The 16,247-nt window shown below is 57.6% G+C and carries 15 protein-coding genes; 10 read left to right on the top strand and 5 right to left on the bottom strand.

Features of this window, described 5'->3' with window-relative positions:
* Positions 1-61: 61 nt before the first annotated feature.
* The 5 genes from F8561_RS07980 to F8561_RS07960 are packed head-to-tail and all read left to right on the top strand — an operon-like array spanning position 62 to position 4,735.
* Entirely contained in the window at positions 62-874 is an 813-nt protein-coding gene (locus F8561_RS07980; protein WP_047743667.1) for an ABC transporter ATP-binding protein, read from the top strand.
* Positions 871-1,854, top strand: coding sequence for a FecCD family ABC transporter permease (locus F8561_RS07975; protein WP_134179689.1), 984 nt, complete (start codon positions 871-873; stop codon positions 1,852-1,854). Before F8561_RS07980 ends, F8561_RS07975 begins: the two co-directional genes overlap by 4 nt.
* The gene (locus F8561_RS07970; protein WP_134179691.1) at positions 1,851-2,891 is read left to right on the top strand and encodes a FecCD family ABC transporter permease; all 1,041 of its coding nucleotides are present in this window, start codon (positions 1,851-1,853) and stop codon (positions 2,889-2,891) included. The genes F8561_RS07975 and F8561_RS07970 overlap by 4 nt, the downstream gene beginning before the upstream one ends.
* 9 nt (positions 2,892-2,900) lie before the next feature.
* Positions 2,901-3,851 carry an iron-siderophore ABC transporter substrate-binding protein gene (locus F8561_RS07965; RefSeq protein WP_073396560.1) on the top strand — a complete coding sequence of 317 codons (951 nt, stop codon included), beginning with the start codon at positions 2,901-2,903 and terminating at the stop codon, positions 3,849-3,851.
* Positions 3,848-4,735: a MurR/RpiR family transcriptional regulator gene (locus F8561_RS07960; RefSeq protein ID WP_014171632.1), complete on the top strand. Its 888-nt coding sequence runs from the start codon at positions 3,848-3,850 to the stop codon at positions 4,733-4,735. The genes F8561_RS07965 and F8561_RS07960 overlap by 4 nt, the downstream gene beginning before the upstream one ends.
* A gap of 5 nt (positions 4,736-4,740) precedes the next feature.
* On the opposite strand, the gene F8561_RS07955 is transcribed toward F8561_RS07960, so the two are convergent.
* Positions 4,741-5,580, bottom strand: a complete 840-nt coding sequence (locus F8561_RS07955; RefSeq protein WP_134179693.1) for an AraC family transcriptional regulator — start codon at positions 5,578-5,580, stop codon at positions 4,741-4,743.
* Between the two features lie 166 nt (positions 5,581-5,746).
* On the opposite strand from F8561_RS07955, the gene F8561_RS07950 reads away from it, so the two are divergent.
* From F8561_RS07950 to F8561_RS07940, 3 genes are read left to right on the top strand one after another with little or no spacing between them, the layout of a single operon-like run.
* Positions 5,747-7,561: a DUF2264 domain-containing protein gene (locus F8561_RS07950; protein WP_073396380.1), complete on the top strand. Its 1,815-nt coding sequence runs from the start codon at positions 5,747-5,749 to the stop codon at positions 7,559-7,561.
* A 32-nt stretch (positions 7,562-7,593) separates the two neighbouring features.
* Positions 7,594-8,859, top strand: coding sequence for an oligosaccharide MFS transporter (locus F8561_RS07945; protein WP_047743658.1), 1,266 nt, complete (start codon positions 7,594-7,596; stop codon positions 8,857-8,859).
* A 27-nt stretch (positions 8,860-8,886) separates the two neighbouring features.
* Positions 8,887-10,074 carry a glycoside hydrolase family 88 protein gene (locus F8561_RS07940; protein WP_151887318.1) on the top strand — a complete coding sequence of 396 codons (1,188 nt, stop codon included), beginning with the start codon at positions 8,887-8,889 and terminating at the stop codon, positions 10,072-10,074.
* Between the two features lie 58 nt (positions 10,075-10,132).
* Here the strand turns inward: F8561_RS07940 and F8561_RS07935 are convergent, their stop codons facing one another.
* From F8561_RS07935 to qseB, 4 genes are all read right to left on the bottom strand, one after another.
* A complete protein-coding gene (locus F8561_RS07935; RefSeq protein ID WP_014171627.1) occupies positions 10,133-10,447 on the bottom strand; it encodes a putative quinol monooxygenase in 315 nt (104 codons plus the stop codon).
* Positions 10,448-10,477: 30 nt separating this feature from the next.
* Entirely contained in the window at positions 10,478-11,059 is a 582-nt protein-coding gene (locus F8561_RS07930; protein WP_014171626.1) for an NAD(P)H-dependent oxidoreductase, read from the bottom strand.
* A gap of 105 nt (positions 11,060-11,164) precedes the next feature.
* On the bottom strand, positions 11,165-12,514 hold the full coding sequence (gene qseC / locus F8561_RS07925; protein ID WP_151887317.1) for a quorum sensing histidine kinase QseC: 1,350 nt from the start codon (positions 12,512-12,514) through the stop codon (positions 11,165-11,167).
* Positions 12,511-13,170: a quorum sensing response regulator transcription factor QseB gene (gene qseB / locus F8561_RS07920; protein ID WP_040018828.1), complete on the bottom strand. Its 660-nt coding sequence runs from the start codon at positions 13,168-13,170 to the stop codon at positions 12,511-12,513. The genes qseC and qseB overlap by 4 nt, the downstream gene beginning before the upstream one ends.
* A 138-nt stretch (positions 13,171-13,308) precedes the next feature.
* Here qseB and F8561_RS07915 point away from each other — a divergent pair, with 138 nt between their 5' ends.
* Both F8561_RS07915 and parC read left to right on the top strand, forming a co-directional pair.
* Positions 13,309-13,710 carry a YgiW/YdeI family stress tolerance OB fold protein gene (locus F8561_RS07915; protein WP_059306217.1) on the top strand — a complete coding sequence of 134 codons (402 nt, stop codon included), beginning with the start codon at positions 13,309-13,311 and terminating at the stop codon, positions 13,708-13,710.
* A 118-nt stretch (positions 13,711-13,828) separates the two neighbouring features.
* Positions 13,829-16,087, top strand: a complete 2,259-nt coding sequence (parC, locus tag F8561_RS07910) for a DNA topoisomerase IV subunit A (protein ID WP_032678970.1) — start codon at positions 13,829-13,831, stop codon at positions 16,085-16,087.
* Positions 16,088-16,247: the final 160 nt, after the last annotated feature.

The raw sequence follows: 16,247 nt of genomic DNA, 5'->3' as shown, positions 1-16,247 counted from the left end.
ACTCTCAAAAGAGAATGAGTTTTATTTTTATTTGTTAGTTTTTTATTAAGTTGGCGTTCACGTGGCTCACAACACGAATAAGTCAGGGCTGGTTCTTGAGAACCTCTCTGCTGGCTATCAGAAAAAAATCATCGTCGATGAGATCTCGCTTGCGATCCCCCCACAGAAAATAACCGTTCTGGTGGGCGCGAACGGCTGTGGAAAATCCACGCTACTGAGCACGATCGCACGTCTGCTGCAACCGCTCGGGGGAGCTGCGCTGCTGGATGGCAAAGCCATTCATCAACAGCCAACCAAAGCGGTCGCCCGTCAGCTGGGCATTCTGCCGCAGTCACCGCTGTTGCCGGAAGGGTTAACCGTGTTTGAGCTGGTTTCGCGCGGGCGTTTCCCCTGGCAAAATTTTATGCGCCAGTGGAGTGACGAAGACGAGCAGGCCGTGGAAGAGGCACTGCGCCTGACCGGTACGGCGGAGTTTGCCCATTTGTCGGTGGAAAGCCTTTCCGGCGGCCAGCGTCAGCGCTGCTGGATTGCGATGGCGCTGGCGCAGCAAACGCCCTATATTCTGCTCGACGAGCCGACAACGTTTCTTGACCTCCGCTATCAGGTGGAAATCCTTGAACTGCTGCATACGCTGACCCGCCAACACGGGCGCACCGTCGTGGTGGTGCTGCACGATCTTAACTTCGCGGTGAACTACGGTGATTCCCTGGTCTTTTTACGCCAGGGGAAAGTAGAGGGCGTGCTTCACGAGGGCGATACCTGTACGCCGGAACTGATCAAAGCGGTGTTTGAGGTTGACGTACATATGTCAGTTAATCCGCTCACCGGCAAACCGTTCTTCATGCCGTTTCGCCAGGTCGCAGAAAAATCATGATGCGAACGTCACTGGCTTTTCTGCTCTTTGCGCTACTGCTGGTGATGGGCGCAATTGCACACCTGGGCACGGGCGCGCGCGTTATTTCTCCCCTGACGGTCGTGCAGGCTTTTGTCGATTTCGACCCGCGCAATTTCGACCATAACATCATTATCAGGCTGCGCCTGTTACGCCTCCTTGCGGCCATGCTGACCGGCGCTGCACTTGGCGTGGCAGGCGTCTTGCTGCAGTCCGTTATCCGTAACCCGCTGGGTGAGCCACATATTCTGGGGCTGAATGCCGGCGCCGCGCTGGCCGTCGTGCTGACAAGTGCACTCGGGTTCACCCTGCCGTTTGGTCGCCCGTTGATTGCCGCCGCCGGCGCCGCCGCACTCTTTCTGCTGGTACTGATGCTCTCCTCTTCGGGACGCACCGGGTTGACGCCGATGAAAGTCACCTTGTGCGGGGTGGCGATGTCGGCGTTCGCCTCCTCGATTACCGCCACGGTCCTGATCCTCGATGAGCAGACGCTTCTCGCCTTACGCACCTGGCTGGCGGGGGATTTGGCCGGGATAACAGAAGGGACGCTTCGCAGCGCTTCGTGGGCCGCTGGCGCGGGTTTCGCCCTTGCGCTCTGGCTGTCGCCATCACTCAATATGCTGGCACTGGGAGACCGGATGGCCCAGGGGCTTGGCGTATCGCTTCTCAGGACGCGCCTGTTCGCGCTGCTGGCAATCGCGCTGCTGTGCGGCGCGGCAGTCTCCGTTGCCGGGCCGATTGGTTTTATTGGCCTCGTGGTGCCACAGCTGATACGGCGTCTGGTGACGGTGGATCTGCGCGTGATGGTGCCGCTTTCAGCCCTGTGTGGAGGGTTGGTTTTGCTGCTGGCGGATCTCGCCGCCCGCACGCTGTTTACCCCTAATGAACTGGCGACCGGCATTATGACCGCACTGGTCGGTGCTCCCGTCTTTATCTTTATGGCCTCGAGGGCGTTCAAATGAGCCGGGCCGGACTGCGCGCGTTGCGTATAGGCACTTTTTCTACGCTGGTACGCCCGAGGGCGCTGGCCTGCCTTGCGCTGATTTCGCTCGCGGCCTTTATCCTGCTCGGGTTTGGCCTGACGCACGGCTCGCTGCCGATCCCGACGTCGGCCATCGGACGGGCGCTGCTGTATCCGCAAAATCTGGAGGCGGATACGCGCTACATCGTGATGGATATCCGTCTGCCGCGTCTGCTGATGGCGGTGTTATGCGGTGCCATGCTCGGCATGGCGGGGGCAGCGATGCAGTCTGTCACCCGTAATGGCCTTGCCGACCCGGGGCTTATCGGCGTGAAAGAGGGATGTAGCGCGGCGGTGCTGGTGCTGATTTTTCAGTTCCCGGCGCTCAGCCTGGCCTGGCGACCGCTGGCGGGAATGGCGGGGGGCATACTCACCGCGCTGCTGGTGGTGGCGCTGGCGCGCGATATTTCGCGGCCGCGATTTATCCTGACGGGGATCGGCGTTTCCTGGGCGTTTGCCGCGGCAATGGGGGTCTTTATGACCACCGCCGACGTGCGTGACGTGCAGACGGCGATGCTGTGGCTGGCGGGAAGCCTGCATGCAGCAAACTGGACGCTGGTAGGCATTGCGGCAGCCTGGACGCTGCCGGCATTTGCGCTATTGCTGTTGACCGCGCGCGCCGCAGACGTGGCCCTGATGGGCAACCCCACCGCAACGGGGCTTGGCGTACACACCTCACGGCTGGCGCTGCTGCGCGTGCTTGCCCCGGTGGTGCTGACCGCGGCCTGCGTCTCCTGCGTGGGCAGTATCGGTTTTGTGGGACTGATTGCGCCACATATGGCACGCCTGCTGCTGCGCGGCGGACAAACCGCGCTGCTGGCGGGAAGTGCCGTGCTGGGTGCGCTGCTGGTTCTGCTGGCAGATAACGTCGGACGTCTGGCTTTCCTGCCGCTGCAGCTGCCGGCAGGCGTAGTCATTTCATTGATTGGCGGACCGTTTTTCCTGCTGCTGCTCTGGCAGCGACGGGACAGATTTTAGGGGATGGTGATGCGTATACTTTTTTCGATGTTGTTGCTGGTGGGGTTTACCGTGAGTGCGGCGGAGCCGACGCAGACGTTTACCGACGATCTGAACCGCAAGGTGACTGTGCCCCTTCACCCGAAGCGGATTGTCTCGCTGCACGATCTGGATATCACCATTCCGCTGATTGAGCTCGGCGTGCCGCCAGTGGCAAGCCACGGGCGCACGCGGCCGGACGGTAGCCATTTTCTGCGCGCCAGCGGCATGCTGACGGGCGTTGATTTTGATAACGCCGACATCAAATTTATCGGCTCCGCGGATATCGACATCGAGGCCATCGCCGCTGCAAAGCCGGATTTGATCATCACCGAACCGACCCGTAACACGCCGGTTGAACAGCTGGAGAAAATTGCCCCGACGGTGAGTATCGATCATCTCGATGGCGGCGCGCCGGAGATCTACCGCAAGCTCGCACAGCTCACGGGCACCGAAGCCCGGCTGAAGATCCTTGAACGTCGCTATCAGGAGCAGATTAACGCCCTGAAAGCGACCATCGACACCCGCAACATTACCGTGTCGGTGATACAGGCCAACCAGGGCAAAATCAACGCCATGCACAGCTACCACTCGCTGGGGCGCGTGCTGCGCGACGCAGGATTCACATTCCCGCCGCTGATTGAGTCCATCCCTGACGGCGGTCGAATTGACGTCAGCGCCGAGCGTCTGCCCGAGCTGGATGCAGATTTTGTCTTTGCCACCTGGCGCGGGGATACCGGCGGCAAACCGCAGGATGAGCTGGCAGCGATGGATGCCGTGATGCCTGGCTGGTGTCAGTTCCTCAATGCCTGTCGCACCGGCCACTACGTACTGATCTCCCGTGAAGAGGCCATCTCGAACTCCTTTGCTTCCTTAGGCCTGATGGCCGCCCAGGTGCAGTCGCAGATTGCCGGTCGACCGCTGCCGGAGGCGTCACAGTGATCAGAAAAGACAAAGCCCGGGTTGATGTCTATGGCGACCGCTTTCGCTCGCGGGGGCACCAGCTCACGCCGCGCCTGCTGCAGGTTGCGCGTTACATCAATGAAAACCGCGAAGCGGTGATGGAGCAGACGGCGATGGAGATTGCCGCGTTGCTGAAAACCTCGGACGCTACGGTGGTACGCGCCATTCAGGCTCTTGGCTTTGCCGGGCTGCGTGATCTGAAGCAGACTCTGGAGCAGTGGTTTGGGCCGGTGGTCTCCTCCAGCGAAAAAATGTCCACCACGGTGAATACGCTCACCAGCGACGTGAACGCGAGCATCGATTTTGTGCTGGAAGGGCATCAGCATACCTGTGATGTGCTATCCGAGCCGCACAACCGCTACGCAATGGCGCAGGCGGTGTCGTTGCTGGCGCAGGCACGTCAGGTCGCGATCTTTGGGATTGGGGCTTCCGGCATTCTTGCCGAGTACACTTCCCGGCTGTTCAGCCGTATCGGCCTGCCCGCTATTGCGCTCAACCGCACCGGCATTGGTCTGGCAGAGCAGTTGATTGCCTTACAGCGCGGCGATGTGCTGGTGATGATGGCGCAAAAATCGGCCCACCGGGAAGGACAAACCACGCTGCGTGAAGCGAAACGGCTGGGTATTCCCACGATATTGCTGACCAATGCTACGGACTCGCGCTTCAGCAAAGAGGCCAGCGTGGTGATCCACGTTCCGCGCGGCGGTGAAAAGGGCAAAATTCCGCTCCACGGCACGGTGCTGCTGTGTCTGGAGATGATTATTTTATCTGTAGCGTCAACGGAGCCCCAGCGCACCATCAGGTCGATGAAGCGCATTAACGAATTTCATCGCGGGTTAAAACCGGGCAAGAAGAGCGGGTGAGGGGTTCACGCCGCGCCATGATTTTTCCGGTACTGCAGCGGCGTCTCACCAATCCCTTTTTTAAAGGCGCTGATAAACCACGTCACATCTGAAAATCCCACCCGCGCGGCAATCTCACGCACGCTGGCATCACTGTGCAGCAGGTACTCGCAGGCTTTTCGCAGCCGTAGCGTATTCAGATAGTCGTGGATCTTCTCGCCTGTTTCTGCATGAAATTTTCGCGATACATAGCTGCGTGATTTTCCCAGCTCAGCCGCCAGCGCATCCAGGCGAAATTTCTCCCGATAATGCTCATCCAGCCAGTACATCACCTGGCTTGCCACCCCCTGATTGCTCCCCGGGGCACCGTCGTTATCATCCGGCAGCATGGCAAACAGGCTAATCAACAGCCCGGCAATGTTTTCGCTGTTCAGCGGCGGCTGATAACAGCCAAGAAGATAATCGATATGCTTCTGGCAATGCGCCAGGTCAGCGACCCAGGCCTCGCCGCCACGACGAGACAGCTTCTGTAGACGCTGCTGAGCCTGCGGAAAATCACGCAGGGTTTTCAATACGGCATGCTGGTCGAGATGAATAATGGTGCGCCTGTAAAGGGCTTCTGCCTTCTCGTCCACCATCACCTTATGCAGGGTAAACGGTGGGAAGAAAAACAGCCGCCCGGGGCGCATGGTGTAATGACGGTTATCGACAATCGCCACGCCAAAGCCTTCTTCCACATAGAGAATTTCCAGACACTGATGCCAGTGGTGATAGCGCACCGTGTTGGCGAACAGGCGGCTAAACGACACTACGGTGTCATTTAAGGTAATCAGCTCCAGATGATCGGATGTTGGTGTGTCGCGCATAGTGCAATAAAACTCAACTTTTTGCCGTCAGAATCTCTTTATAAACCACCTTTTTAAATTTTCTTAACTGCGGGTTTATTCATCGCTCGTACCTGTGACATGGCTAACATTTCTGCCCCGTGTGGATTCACTATGCTTTGCCGCAGTTGATTACGAGGGTGAGCGTATGTGGGCGGCAAATAAAGAAAAATCAAATCCGTTGTCTTCACGCCAGGATATCGTGGCGTCACTGAATACTCTGTTGAGTGCGCTGGATAAGGCGTTTGCGCCGGGCAGTTCACGATTTTCGCTGGGTGAAACCTGTGCGCATTACAGCACGGATATCGCGCAGATGGAGGGACTCTCACGTGCGCTATGGGGGCTGTTTCCGCTGCTGGCATCCGGTGATGCCAGCCCCTTTTGCGAAAAATACCTTACCGCGATCAAACTCGGCACCGATCCGCACAGTGACGGTTACTGGGGCGAAACCGGCCCCTACGATCAGCGTCTGGTCGAGATGGCGGCCTACGGTCTGGGGCTTGCCCTGCTGGGGGATAAACTCACCGCGCACTTCACCGGGCGCGAGGTCATGAACCTGCACGCATGGCTCAACCAGATCGCCCATGCGCAAATGCCGGACAGCAACTGGAACTACTTTGCCATTATGGTGCAGCTCGGTTTTAAGCGCGCCGGGCTGCCGTATGACCAGACGGCGATTGACCGACGGTTTGCGATGATGGAGGCCTATTACCTTGGCGATGGCTGGTATTCCGACGGGCCGGGGCGGCCGAAAGACTATTACATCTCGATGGCATTCCATTTCTACGGCCTGATTTACGCCACCCTGAGCGGTGACGAGGAGAGGGCGCAGGTGCTGCGAGCACGTTCGCGCCTATTCGCCGAAGACTTTATCTACTGGTCAGCCGCCGACGGTGCCTCGGTACCGTTTGGTCGCAGCCTGACCTATCGCTTTGCAATGGTCGCCTTCTGGAGTGCCGTCGCCTTTTCCGGTCTGGAGGTGTTCACGCCGGGGATTGTGAAGGGCATCGTGCTGCGCCATCTGCGCTGGTGGCAGCAACAGCCCATCACCGATCGGGACGGCATTCTGACCCTCGGTTTTGCTTACCCGAACCTGGCGATGTGTGAGGACTATAACGCCCCCGGCTCGCCATACTGGGCGCTGAAAACCTACCTGATTCTGGCGATGCCGGAGGACCATCCGTTCTGGCAGGCTGAAGAGCAGCCGCTGCCCGCGCTTGCGGAAAAACGCGTCATCCCGCATGCACAGCAGATCCTGATGCATGCCGGTCAGTCGCAGCACGTCACCCTGCTTACCGCCGGGCAGCTTGAGCTGAATAACTACGTGAATACGGAAGCCAAATACACCAAATTTGCCTACTCCAGCCGCTTTGGTTTCACGATTGAGCGCGGACGGTTTGGCCTGAAACATGCCGCCTGCGACTCCATGCTGCTGCTGGCAGACGGGGATAACTATTTCCGCGGTCGCCGCGAATGTGAAGCGGTGCGGGTCACTGACGATTATCTCTACTCACGCTGGTCTCCGTGGCATGACGTCCATATCGAAACCTGGCAAGTGCCGTTTGGTGAGTGGCACCTGCGCCTGCACCGTATCAACAGCGCCCGTCGACTGAATACGGCGGAGGGCGGTTTTGCGGTGATGAACACCGAACCGCAGATCCGTGAGAACGGATGCTGGCTTGTCGCCGGTAACGGCACCAGCGTGCTGGTCGATCTCTCTCCGGTGGTTAACCGTGAACCGGACAGCATTGTCACACCGCCGAACAGCAGCATCATGTTCCCGGAATGCGCTGCCATTCCGCTGTTGAAAACCACGCTTGCGCAGGGGGAGAGCTGGCTCTGTTGTGCTGCCGTCGCCGGCGAAAGCCAGCCGGTTATGGCAGTCCCGCAACTGAATATTAGCGAGAACCGGGTTGTTATCCGCGAGCCTGGCAGTGAGCGACAGCTGTCGTTCTCATTATAAAAACTCTGACCCTACACGTCGGCGAGGATGATATGAAAAAGACCGCTACAACAAACAGAACTGAATATTACAAAATCAGCAGTTTTATATTTCTCTATTTCTTTACCTGGTCTGCCAGTATTGGCCTGCTGGCTATCTGGTTAGGCCAGAAAGCGAACCTCAGTGGTTCGGTGATTGGTACCGTATTTGCGGTGAACGGGATTTTCTCCGTCATTCTGAAGCCCATCTATGGCTATATTCTCGATAAGATCGGCATGAGCAAATACCTGCTCTATTTTGTGGTGGCAATGTCTGCCCTGATGGCGCCGTTCTTTATTTATGTCTATCAGCCGCTGTTAATGTCCAACACGCTGCTGGGGATTATTATTGGCGCACTCTATTTAAGCTTTGCCTGGTATGCGGGCGTGGCGGCGTGCGAATCCTATTCTGACCGTTTTAGCCGTTTAAACGGCATGGAGTTTGGTCAGATCCGGATGTGGGGCTCCCTTGGCTGGGCAGTGGCGTCCTCCTTCTCCGGCCTGCTGTTTAATCTCTCGCCAGCGTATAACTTTATTATGGGCAGCGTGGCATCGGTGGTGATGCTGATTGTCCTGTTGAGCCTGAAAGTGAACACTAACTCCGCACATGTCGGCGAAGTGCTGACGAAAGAGAAAATTGCCCCGTCAGACGTTTACGCGCTGCTGCGTAACCGTAAATTCTGGGCCTTCTGTCTGTACGTGGCCGGTGTGGCGTGGATGATGTTTATCGCCGAGCAGCAGTTTTCGCGCTATTTCGTGACCTTCTTTGATGATATTCACCAGGGCAATGCGGTGTTTGGTTATCTGGGGACCGTGCAGTCGGGAATGGAGTTTGTCATGTATATGGTGATCCCGCTGCTGGTGAACGCTATTGGCGCCAAACGTGGGCTGTTAATTGTCGGGCTGGTGGTCGGTGCGCGTCTGATTATTTCCGGTCTGTGTGATTCACATCTGTTAATTTCCATTCTTAAGCCGCTGTACGGTCTGGAAATTTGTCTGCTGCTGGTCTCCGTCTTTAAATATATTGCCGAACATTTCGATAAGCGCGTTAACGCCACCATGTATTTGCTGGGATATCAGGCGATGCTGTACGTCGGCAATGTTGTGGTCTCGTCGCCTGCCGGCTATATGTATGACCGCATCGGTTTCGAGAACACCTATATCATCATGGGCGCCACGGCGCTGATCTTCACGTTTATTTCTGCCTTTACGTTATCTGCCTGCCAGAGTAAATGGCGCGGCCCCCGCGCGCTGAACGTGGCAGAACCCTCATCACGATAATTAAGCCGTCAAAGAAGGAACCGAAATATGTTAAGTCGTATCGCAGAGGAACGCCTGCCCGCTATCCCCGTGCCCGTTGATTCGCGCGTATTCCGCGATGAACTGAGTTCAGCGCGCGACCATGTCCTCGCGCTGATTAGCCGCCATTTAACGGCGTTTGGTGAGCAGTTCCCGGCGGAAACCTGCCAGCAGGGTTTTTATCCGCTGACCGACAACGTGGAGTGGACCACCAGCTTCTGGACCGGGCAGCTGTGGCTGGCGTGGGAGATGAGCGGCGAAGCGAAATTCCGCGCGATGGCGGAAAAACATGTGCGCTCGTTTGGCCTGCGTATCGCCGGGCGCCACGACACTAACACCCACGATCTGGGCTTTTTGTATACGCTCTCCTGCGTGGCGGCCTGGCGACTGACCGGTAACCGTGAGGCGCGTGGCTTCTCGCTGCTGGCGGCAGAGGCGCTGCTGGATCGCTTCCACGAGAAGGCAAAAATTATTCAGGCGTGGGGCGATCTGGCTGACCCGGAACAGGCCGGGCGGATGATTATCGACTGCAATATGAACCTGCCGTTGCTCTACTGGGCGAGCGAACAGACGGGCGATCCGCGCTTTGCCGATGCCGCCAAAGCGCACGTGATGCAGGCAGCGAGGTACCTTATCCGTGAAGATGCCTCAACGTTCCACACCTACTATATGGATGTGCACACCGGCGCGCCGCGCTACGGCAATACTCAGCAAGGCTATGCCGATGACTCCTGCTGGTCACGCGGGCAGGCGTGGGGAATTTACGGCTTCCTGTTGAGCTACATCTATACCGGTGATGCGACGATGATTGCCCTGTCGAAACGGCTGGCGAACTACTTCCTCAACCGTCTGCCGGAAGATTACGTCTGCCACTGGGATCTGGCGCTGGTCGGCACGGATGCGCTACGCGACGCGTCCTCGGCGGCGATTGCGGTATGTGGCCTGCTGGAGCTGGTGAAGCACCTGCCGGTGACCGATCCGGATCGCGAGCGGTATTCTGAATGGGCAAAAGGAATGATGTCGTCACTGACGAAACACTACCTGATGGGCAAAGATGAGAAGGGAACTGGGCTGCTGAAGCACTCCGTTTATCATCTGGCAAGCAATAAAGGCGTGGACGAGTGCGCGAGCTGGGGAGACTACTTCTACGTGGAGGCGCTGGTCAGGTTTACCCAAAGCTGGAAGTTGTACTGGTAATATGCCTCCCTGACCCTCTCCCGAAAGGGGGAGGGCAGGAATCAGGAACAGGGTAAACTTACACCCCTTGCTCCAGAATGCGGATATGCGTTTCCAGCACATCGCCCTTCACCGCGTCGCTCCACGCTTTCATGTGCGCGGTCTGCAGGTGGGCTTCAAGATGGGCCACGGTTTCCCACTGCTCAATCATAATGATCGAGTCTGGGGCAGTAGCCTGGAAGCTGGCGGTGGTGGTGGCGTCGACCATCGGCGCGTAGCCGTGGCAGCCTTCTTCCTTCAGTACGGTGGGGATAATTTTCACGAACTCATCCAGCACCGCCTGGCGGTGATGTTGGCCTGGACGAGTACGGATTTCAGCAATAACAGTAAGCATGGTTAACTCCTTCTAATTCCAGGTTACCAGTTAAGCAAAAATTTCCGCGAGATGCTTGCGATATTCTGCGATATAGCGCGGGACGTCAGGCATTTTGATGACGTCGTTAACGATAAAGGTTGGCAGCGGCGTCATTCCGAGGAACTGGTTAGCTTTGTGGAACGGCAGATATGCGCCGTCAACGCCCACCCCTTCGAAGAACTGATCTTTCTCGGTGAACGCTTCCAGCGGTGCGTTCCAGGTCAGGGACAGCATATATTTTTTGCCCTGAATCAGGCCGCCAGAACCGTATTTTTTGGATGCGTCGGAGCGGGTGCGACCGTCGCTGGCGTACAGTGCGCCATGGCCTTCGGTGAAGACATCATCCATGTATTTTTTCACGGTCCAGGGGGCACCCATCCACCAGCCAGGCATCTGCCAGATAATCACGTCAGCCCACAGGAAGTTCTGCACTTCCGCGTTGACATCGTAATCGCTGTCCGCGCGCACGACCTTAACATCATGCCCGGCGTCGCGCAGAAAACCGTCCGCGACCTCGGTCAGGGTGTCATTCAGCTGGCCTTTAGAGTGCGCAAATTCTTTTGCACCGTTGATAATCAGAATGTTGCTCATGAGGTGTCCTCGAAGATGAAAGTATGGCGAGGATTTTACGCGCGCGAGCGATGCGGTTAAATGAGCAAAATGTGCAAAGTCTTTTGCATTAAACGCAATAATCCCTTACCAGCTGACCTTCACTTCGAAGCCGCCTTCTGCCGCATTGCCCAGCGCGACGCGCATACCATGCAGGGCGGCAATGCGCCTGACGATAGATAACCCCAGGCCGCTACCCGTTGCATCCTGTCCCGGTGGGCGATAAAAACGCTCACCAATACGCGCCAGCGCATCGGTGGAAACGCCGGGGCCGGTGTCACGCACGGTAAAACGCCGGGTGTCCAGCGTGACGTCCACCACGCTGCCATGCGGGCTATAACGCACGGCGTTGTCCAGCAGGTTACGCACCAGCAGGCTCAGCAGCAGCGACTGGCCCTGACGTGTGACCTGTGGGGCATGAATGTTCAGACGAATATCAATCCCGGCCTGCTGTGCCGGATGCCAGATATCCAGCACCGCCGACTGCAGGAGATCGGCCATCACGATCGGTTCGATATCGTCGAGGTTATCCAGCGAGTCCAGACGCGACAGCGTAAGGAGCTGATCCACCAGCCGGGATGCGCGATCGATACCCGCATGCAGCTGCGCCAGCGCTTTTTGCTGCGCCTGCGGATCGTCCTGATACAGTTGCGCCACGTCGGTTTGCACCTTCAGGGCCGCGAGAGGGCTGCGTAGCTCGTGCGCGGCATCTGAGGTAAAACGACGCTCGCGGGTCATCATCTCCTGGGTTCGCGTGAACAGATGGTTCAGCGAGTCGAGCAGCGGGCGCACCTCAGTGGGAACCCCCTGAGTCGGGAGCGCGTCGGTGGCATCCGGTGAGCGGGAGCGCAGGGTCTGCGCCAGTTTTTTTAACGGTTTCAGTTCCCGGCTCAGCAGAACGATCAGCAACAGCAGCATCAGGGGCAGCGCCACCAGCCACGGGGTCAACTGGGAGCTGACCACATCTACCGCCATCTCCTGGCGATACTCCCACTCCTGGCCGACCACCACGCGGTACTTCCCGTCGGGTGAGGTGAGCCATAAAAAACGCCACTCGTCGTTGTCGCCCTGTAGCCGTCCATTATCAAACCCGTCGCGGCGATAGTGGTACGGAATGTCCCGCCCGTTTTCGCCGTCATTTAACATCATCTTGCCGTCGGTGGCGTAGATGGCGAAGGCCAGCGCGTCGTCATCCAGACGACCGTGCTTCGCTTTTTTGGGGATCTCACGCATCCGTTCGGGGGCCCGGATCTCATCCAGATCCATGGTCAACAGGCGTTTGGCAAACAGCATCTGCTGCGTATCGAACAGCTTATCCAGCGTGTGGGTGGTCTGCTGCCAGGCGACCAGGCTTGCGGCAAACCACGCCGTCAGCGACAGCACTAAAAAGAGGAGCGTCAGGCGCAGCTTCAGGCTCAGGCGTTGGGTCAGTTTCATGCGTCACCCAGGGTATAGCCGATACCGTGCACGGTGCGGATAAATTCGCTGCCCAGTTTACGACGAAGATGGTGGACGTGGACTTCAACGGCGTTGCTGGAGACGTCGTCGTCCCAGGTGTAGAGCTTTTCCTCGATCAGCTTGCGCGGCAGCACGCGGCCCGCGTTACGCATCAGCAGCTCCAGCAGGGCGAACTCTTTCGGCTTGAGCGTCAGCGTTTCGCCGTCCAGCGTGGCCACGAGACTGGTGGGATCGAGCGTGACCTTTCCGTGGTGCAACTCGCTGCGGGTCTGGCCGTGGCTTCGGCGCACCAGCGCCTCAAGGCGGGCAGCCACTTCGATCAGTGCAAAGGGCTTGCACAGGTAATCATCCGCCCCCAGACGCAGCCCTTCGACACGCTGGTTCAACGCATCCCGCGCCGTCAGAATCAATACCGGCTCGCGGCGTCCGCTTTCGCGCCAGGCGCGCAGAATCTCCAGTCCGTCGATTTCCGGCAGCGTCAGATCCAGCACTACGGCATCATACGGTGCAGAATGAAGCGCGGTCTGGCCGGTTTTTCCGTCGGTGAACCAGTCCACGCTAAAGCCCATTTTGCTTAAACCCGCCTTGATACCATCGCCAATCAGCTTGTCGTCTTCAACCAGTAAAATGCGCATGTTCCCTCCTTGATAACGTCAGTAAACCCTCTGCATCAGCCTGCTGTACAGTAATAATAAATAAATTTTTCCCTTAAGAAGTTGTTAAGGTTTACCCTGTTAAATGGACTGCGAAACCACATTAAAGGGAGAGTTAATATGAAAAAATTCGCTGCGATTGCCGCCATCATGATGATGACCACTGCCCCTGTTTTTGCTGCACAGGGCGGATTTAACGGCCCCTCTGCCGCACAAACCCAGACCCAGACGCAGGCGGGCGGTTTTGTCGATAATGACGCGAACCTCACCACCGCGGTGAAAGTGAAGGACATGAAGGACGACAGCTGGGTGAAGCTGCGCGGGAACATCACTCAGCGCCTGTCTGATGACCGCTACACCTTCCGCGATGAGACCGGTACGGTTAACGTGGAGATTGACCACAAGCGCTGGAACGGCGTGACCGTAACCCCGCAGGATAAGGTGGAAATTCAGGGTAAAGTCGATAAAGAGTGGAACGATTTTGAAATCGACGTGAAGCAGGTTATCAAACTGAACAAATAACCCCGAAAGGGCCGCGGATGCGGCCCTTTTTCTTTGTGACTCAACACGCCAGATAAGGTAGTATCTGCGGCAATATTGCCTGAAACCTTTCGGTTTCTGAGTTGAGGAATCACACATAATGAGCGATATGGCAGAGCGCCTCGCGCTACATGAATTCACGGAAAACGCCTACCTGAACTACTCCATGTACGTCATCATGGACAGGGCGTTGCCGTTTATCGGGGATGGCCTGAAGCCCGTTCAGCGCCGCATCGTCTATGCGATGTCCGAGCTGGGGCTGAATGCGACCGCCAAGTTCAAAAAATCCGCCCGTACCGTCGGTGACGTACTGGGTAAATACCATCCGCACGGCGACAGCGCCTGTTATGAAGCGATGGTGCTGATGGCACAGCCGTTCTCTTACCGTTATCCGCTGGTGGATGGTCAGGGGAACTGGGGCGCGCCGGACGATCCTAAATCCTTCGCAGCGATGCGTTATACCGAATCCCGTCTCTCCCGCTACGCTGAAGTGCTGCTGGGTGAGCTGGGTCAGGGAACCGTGGACTGGGTGCCAAACTTCGACGGTACGATGCAGGAGCCGAAAATGCTGCCTGCGCGTCTGCCGAACATCCTGCTGAACGGCACTACCGGTATCGCGGTGGGTATGGCGACGGACATTCCGCCGCACAACCTGCGTGAAGTGGCGAAAGCCGCCATCACCCTGATTGAACAGCCGAAAACCACGCTGGACGATCTGCTGGATATCGTGCAGGGGCCGGACTACCCGACCGAGGCCGAAATCATTACCTCGCGCGCGGAAATCCGCAAAATCTACCAGAACGGCCGCGGCTCCGTGCGCATGCGTGCGGTGTGGACCAAAGAGGACGGCGCAGTGGTCATCACCGCGCTGCCGCACCAGGTCTCCGGCGCGAAAGTGCTGGAACAGATTGCCTCCCAGATGCGCAATAAAAAGCTGCCGATGGTGGATGACTTGCGCGACGAATCCGACCACGAAAACCCGACGCGTCTGGTGATCGTGCCGCGTTCCAACCGCGTGGACATGGAGCAGGTGATGAACCACCTGTTTGCCACCACCGATCTGGAAAAAAGCTACCGCATCAACCTGAACATGATCGGCCTCGACGGTCGTCCGGCAGTGAAAAACCTGCTGGAGATCCTGAGCGAATGGCTGACGTTCCGCCGCGATACCGTTCGCCGACGTCTGAACTATCGACTGGAAAAAGTGCTTAAACGCCTGCACATCCTTGAAGGTTTGCTGGTGGCGTTCCTCAATATCGACGAAGTTATTGAGATTATCCGTACCGAGGACGAGCCGAAGCCGGCGCTGATGTCGCGCTTTGGCATCAGTGAAACCCAGGCCGAAGCAATCCTTGAGCTGAAACTGCGTCATCTCGCCAAACTCGAAGAGATGAAGATCCGCGGTGAGCAGAACGAACTGGAAAAAGAGCGCGATCAGCTGCAGGCGATCCTCGCGTCCGAACGCAAGATGAACAACCTGCTTAAGAAAGAGCTGCAGGCTGACGCTGATGCATTCGGTGACGACCGTCGTTCTCCGCTGCATGAGCGCGAAGAAGCGAAGGCGATGAATGAGCACGACATGCAGCCATCAGAACCGGTCACCATTGTGCTGTCTCAGAGCGGCTGGGTGCGCAGTGCTAAAGGTCACGATATCGATGCGCCAGGGTTGAGCTACAAGGCGGGCGATAGCTTTAAAGCCGCCGTGAAAGGTAAGAGCAACCAGCCGGTCGCCTTTATCGACTCGACGGGGCGCAGCTACGCCATCGACCCGATCACGCTGCCTTCTGCCCGCGGACAGGGCGAACCGCTTACCGGTAAGCTGACGCTGCCGCCGGGTGCGACGGTTGACCATATGCTGATGGAAGCCGATGACCAGAAACTGCTGCTGGCGTCTGACGCGGGGTACGGCTTTATCTGTACCTTTAACGATCTTGTTTCCCGCAACCGTGCCGGTAAGGCGCTGATCAGCCTGCCTGACAACGCGCATGTGATGCCGCCGCTGGTGGTGGAAAACGATAGCGATATGCTGCTGGCGATCACTGCCGCCGGACGTATGCTGATGTTCCCGGTCAGCGACCTGCCGGAATTGTCAAAAGGCAAGGGCAACAAGATCATCAGCATCCCGTCAGCGGAAGCGGCGAAAGGGGTAGATGGTCTGGCGCACCTCTTTATTCTGCCGCCGCAGAGCACGCTGACCATTCATGTCGGCAAACGTAAAATCAAGCTTCGACCGGAAGAGTTGCAGAAAGTGGTGGGCGAGCGCGGTCGACGCGGCTCGTTGATGCGCGGCCTGCAGCGTATTGACCGCGTGGAGATTGACTCTCCTGCGCGCAGTACCGCGGGCGACAGCGAAGAGTAACGCCGTTATCTCCCCCTCTGTTCCGGAGGGGGAATTTCAATAAAATTTCCCGTAAAATCGTTGTTAATTCGTGCGTTGCGATTAACAATACGCGCTCGTAATAAAGTCCTTACCTGGCCACAGGTGAAGTATAATTGTCAGCTGTCAGGGCTTCAGAGGT

The organism is Enterobacter sp. 198, assembly GCF_009025585.1.
In the GTDB taxonomy this organism is placed as follows: Bacteria; Pseudomonadota; Gammaproteobacteria; order Enterobacterales; family Enterobacteriaceae; genus Enterobacter; species Enterobacter ludwigii.
This window is presented reverse-complemented; position numbering and strand designations above follow the sequence as displayed.

What these genes read in the sequence shown, in the direction of transcription:
- F8561_RS07975 (WP_134179689.1), top strand. Translation starts at nt 871, where the DNA reads ATGATGCGAACGTCACTGGCTTTTCTGCTCTTTGCGCTACTGCTGGTG.
- F8561_RS07945 (WP_047743658.1), top strand. Translation starts at nt 7,594, where the DNA reads ATGAAAAAGACCGCTACAACAAACAGAACTGAATATTACAAAATCAGC.
- F8561_RS07915 (WP_059306217.1), top strand. Translation starts at nt 13,309, where the DNA reads ATGAAAAAATTCGCTGCGATTGCCGCCATCATGATGATGACCACTGCC.
- qseC (WP_151887317.1), bottom strand. Translation starts at nt 12,514, where the DNA reads ATGAAACTGACCCAACGCCTGAGCCTGAAGCTGCGCCTGACGCTCCTC.
- F8561_RS07965 (WP_073396560.1), top strand. Translation starts at nt 2,901, where the DNA reads ATGCGTATACTTTTTTCGATGTTGTTGCTGGTGGGGTTTACCGTGAGT.
- F8561_RS07950 (WP_073396380.1), top strand. Translation starts at nt 5,747, where the DNA reads ATGTGGGCGGCAAATAAAGAAAAATCAAATCCGTTGTCTTCACGCCAG.
- parC (WP_032678970.1), top strand. Translation starts at nt 13,829, where the DNA reads ATGAGCGATATGGCAGAGCGCCTCGCGCTACATGAATTCACGGAAAAC.
- F8561_RS07970 (WP_134179691.1), top strand. Translation starts at nt 1,851, where the DNA reads ATGAGCCGGGCCGGACTGCGCGCGTTGCGTATAGGCACTTTTTCTACG.
- F8561_RS07940 (WP_151887318.1), top strand. Translation starts at nt 8,887, where the DNA reads ATGTTAAGTCGTATCGCAGAGGAACGCCTGCCCGCTATCCCCGTGCCC.
- F8561_RS07955 (WP_134179693.1), bottom strand. Translation starts at nt 5,580, where the DNA reads ATGCGCGACACACCAACATCCGATCATCTGGAGCTGATTACCTTAAAT.
- F8561_RS07935 (WP_014171627.1), bottom strand. Translation starts at nt 10,447, where the DNA reads ATGCTTACTGTTATTGCTGAAATCCGTACTCGTCCAGGCCAACATCAC.
- qseB (WP_040018828.1), bottom strand. Translation starts at nt 13,170, where the DNA reads ATGCGCATTTTACTGGTTGAAGACGACAAGCTGATTGGCGATGGTATC.
- F8561_RS07930 (WP_014171626.1), bottom strand. Translation starts at nt 11,059, where the DNA reads ATGAGCAACATTCTGATTATCAACGGTGCAAAAGAATTTGCGCACTCT.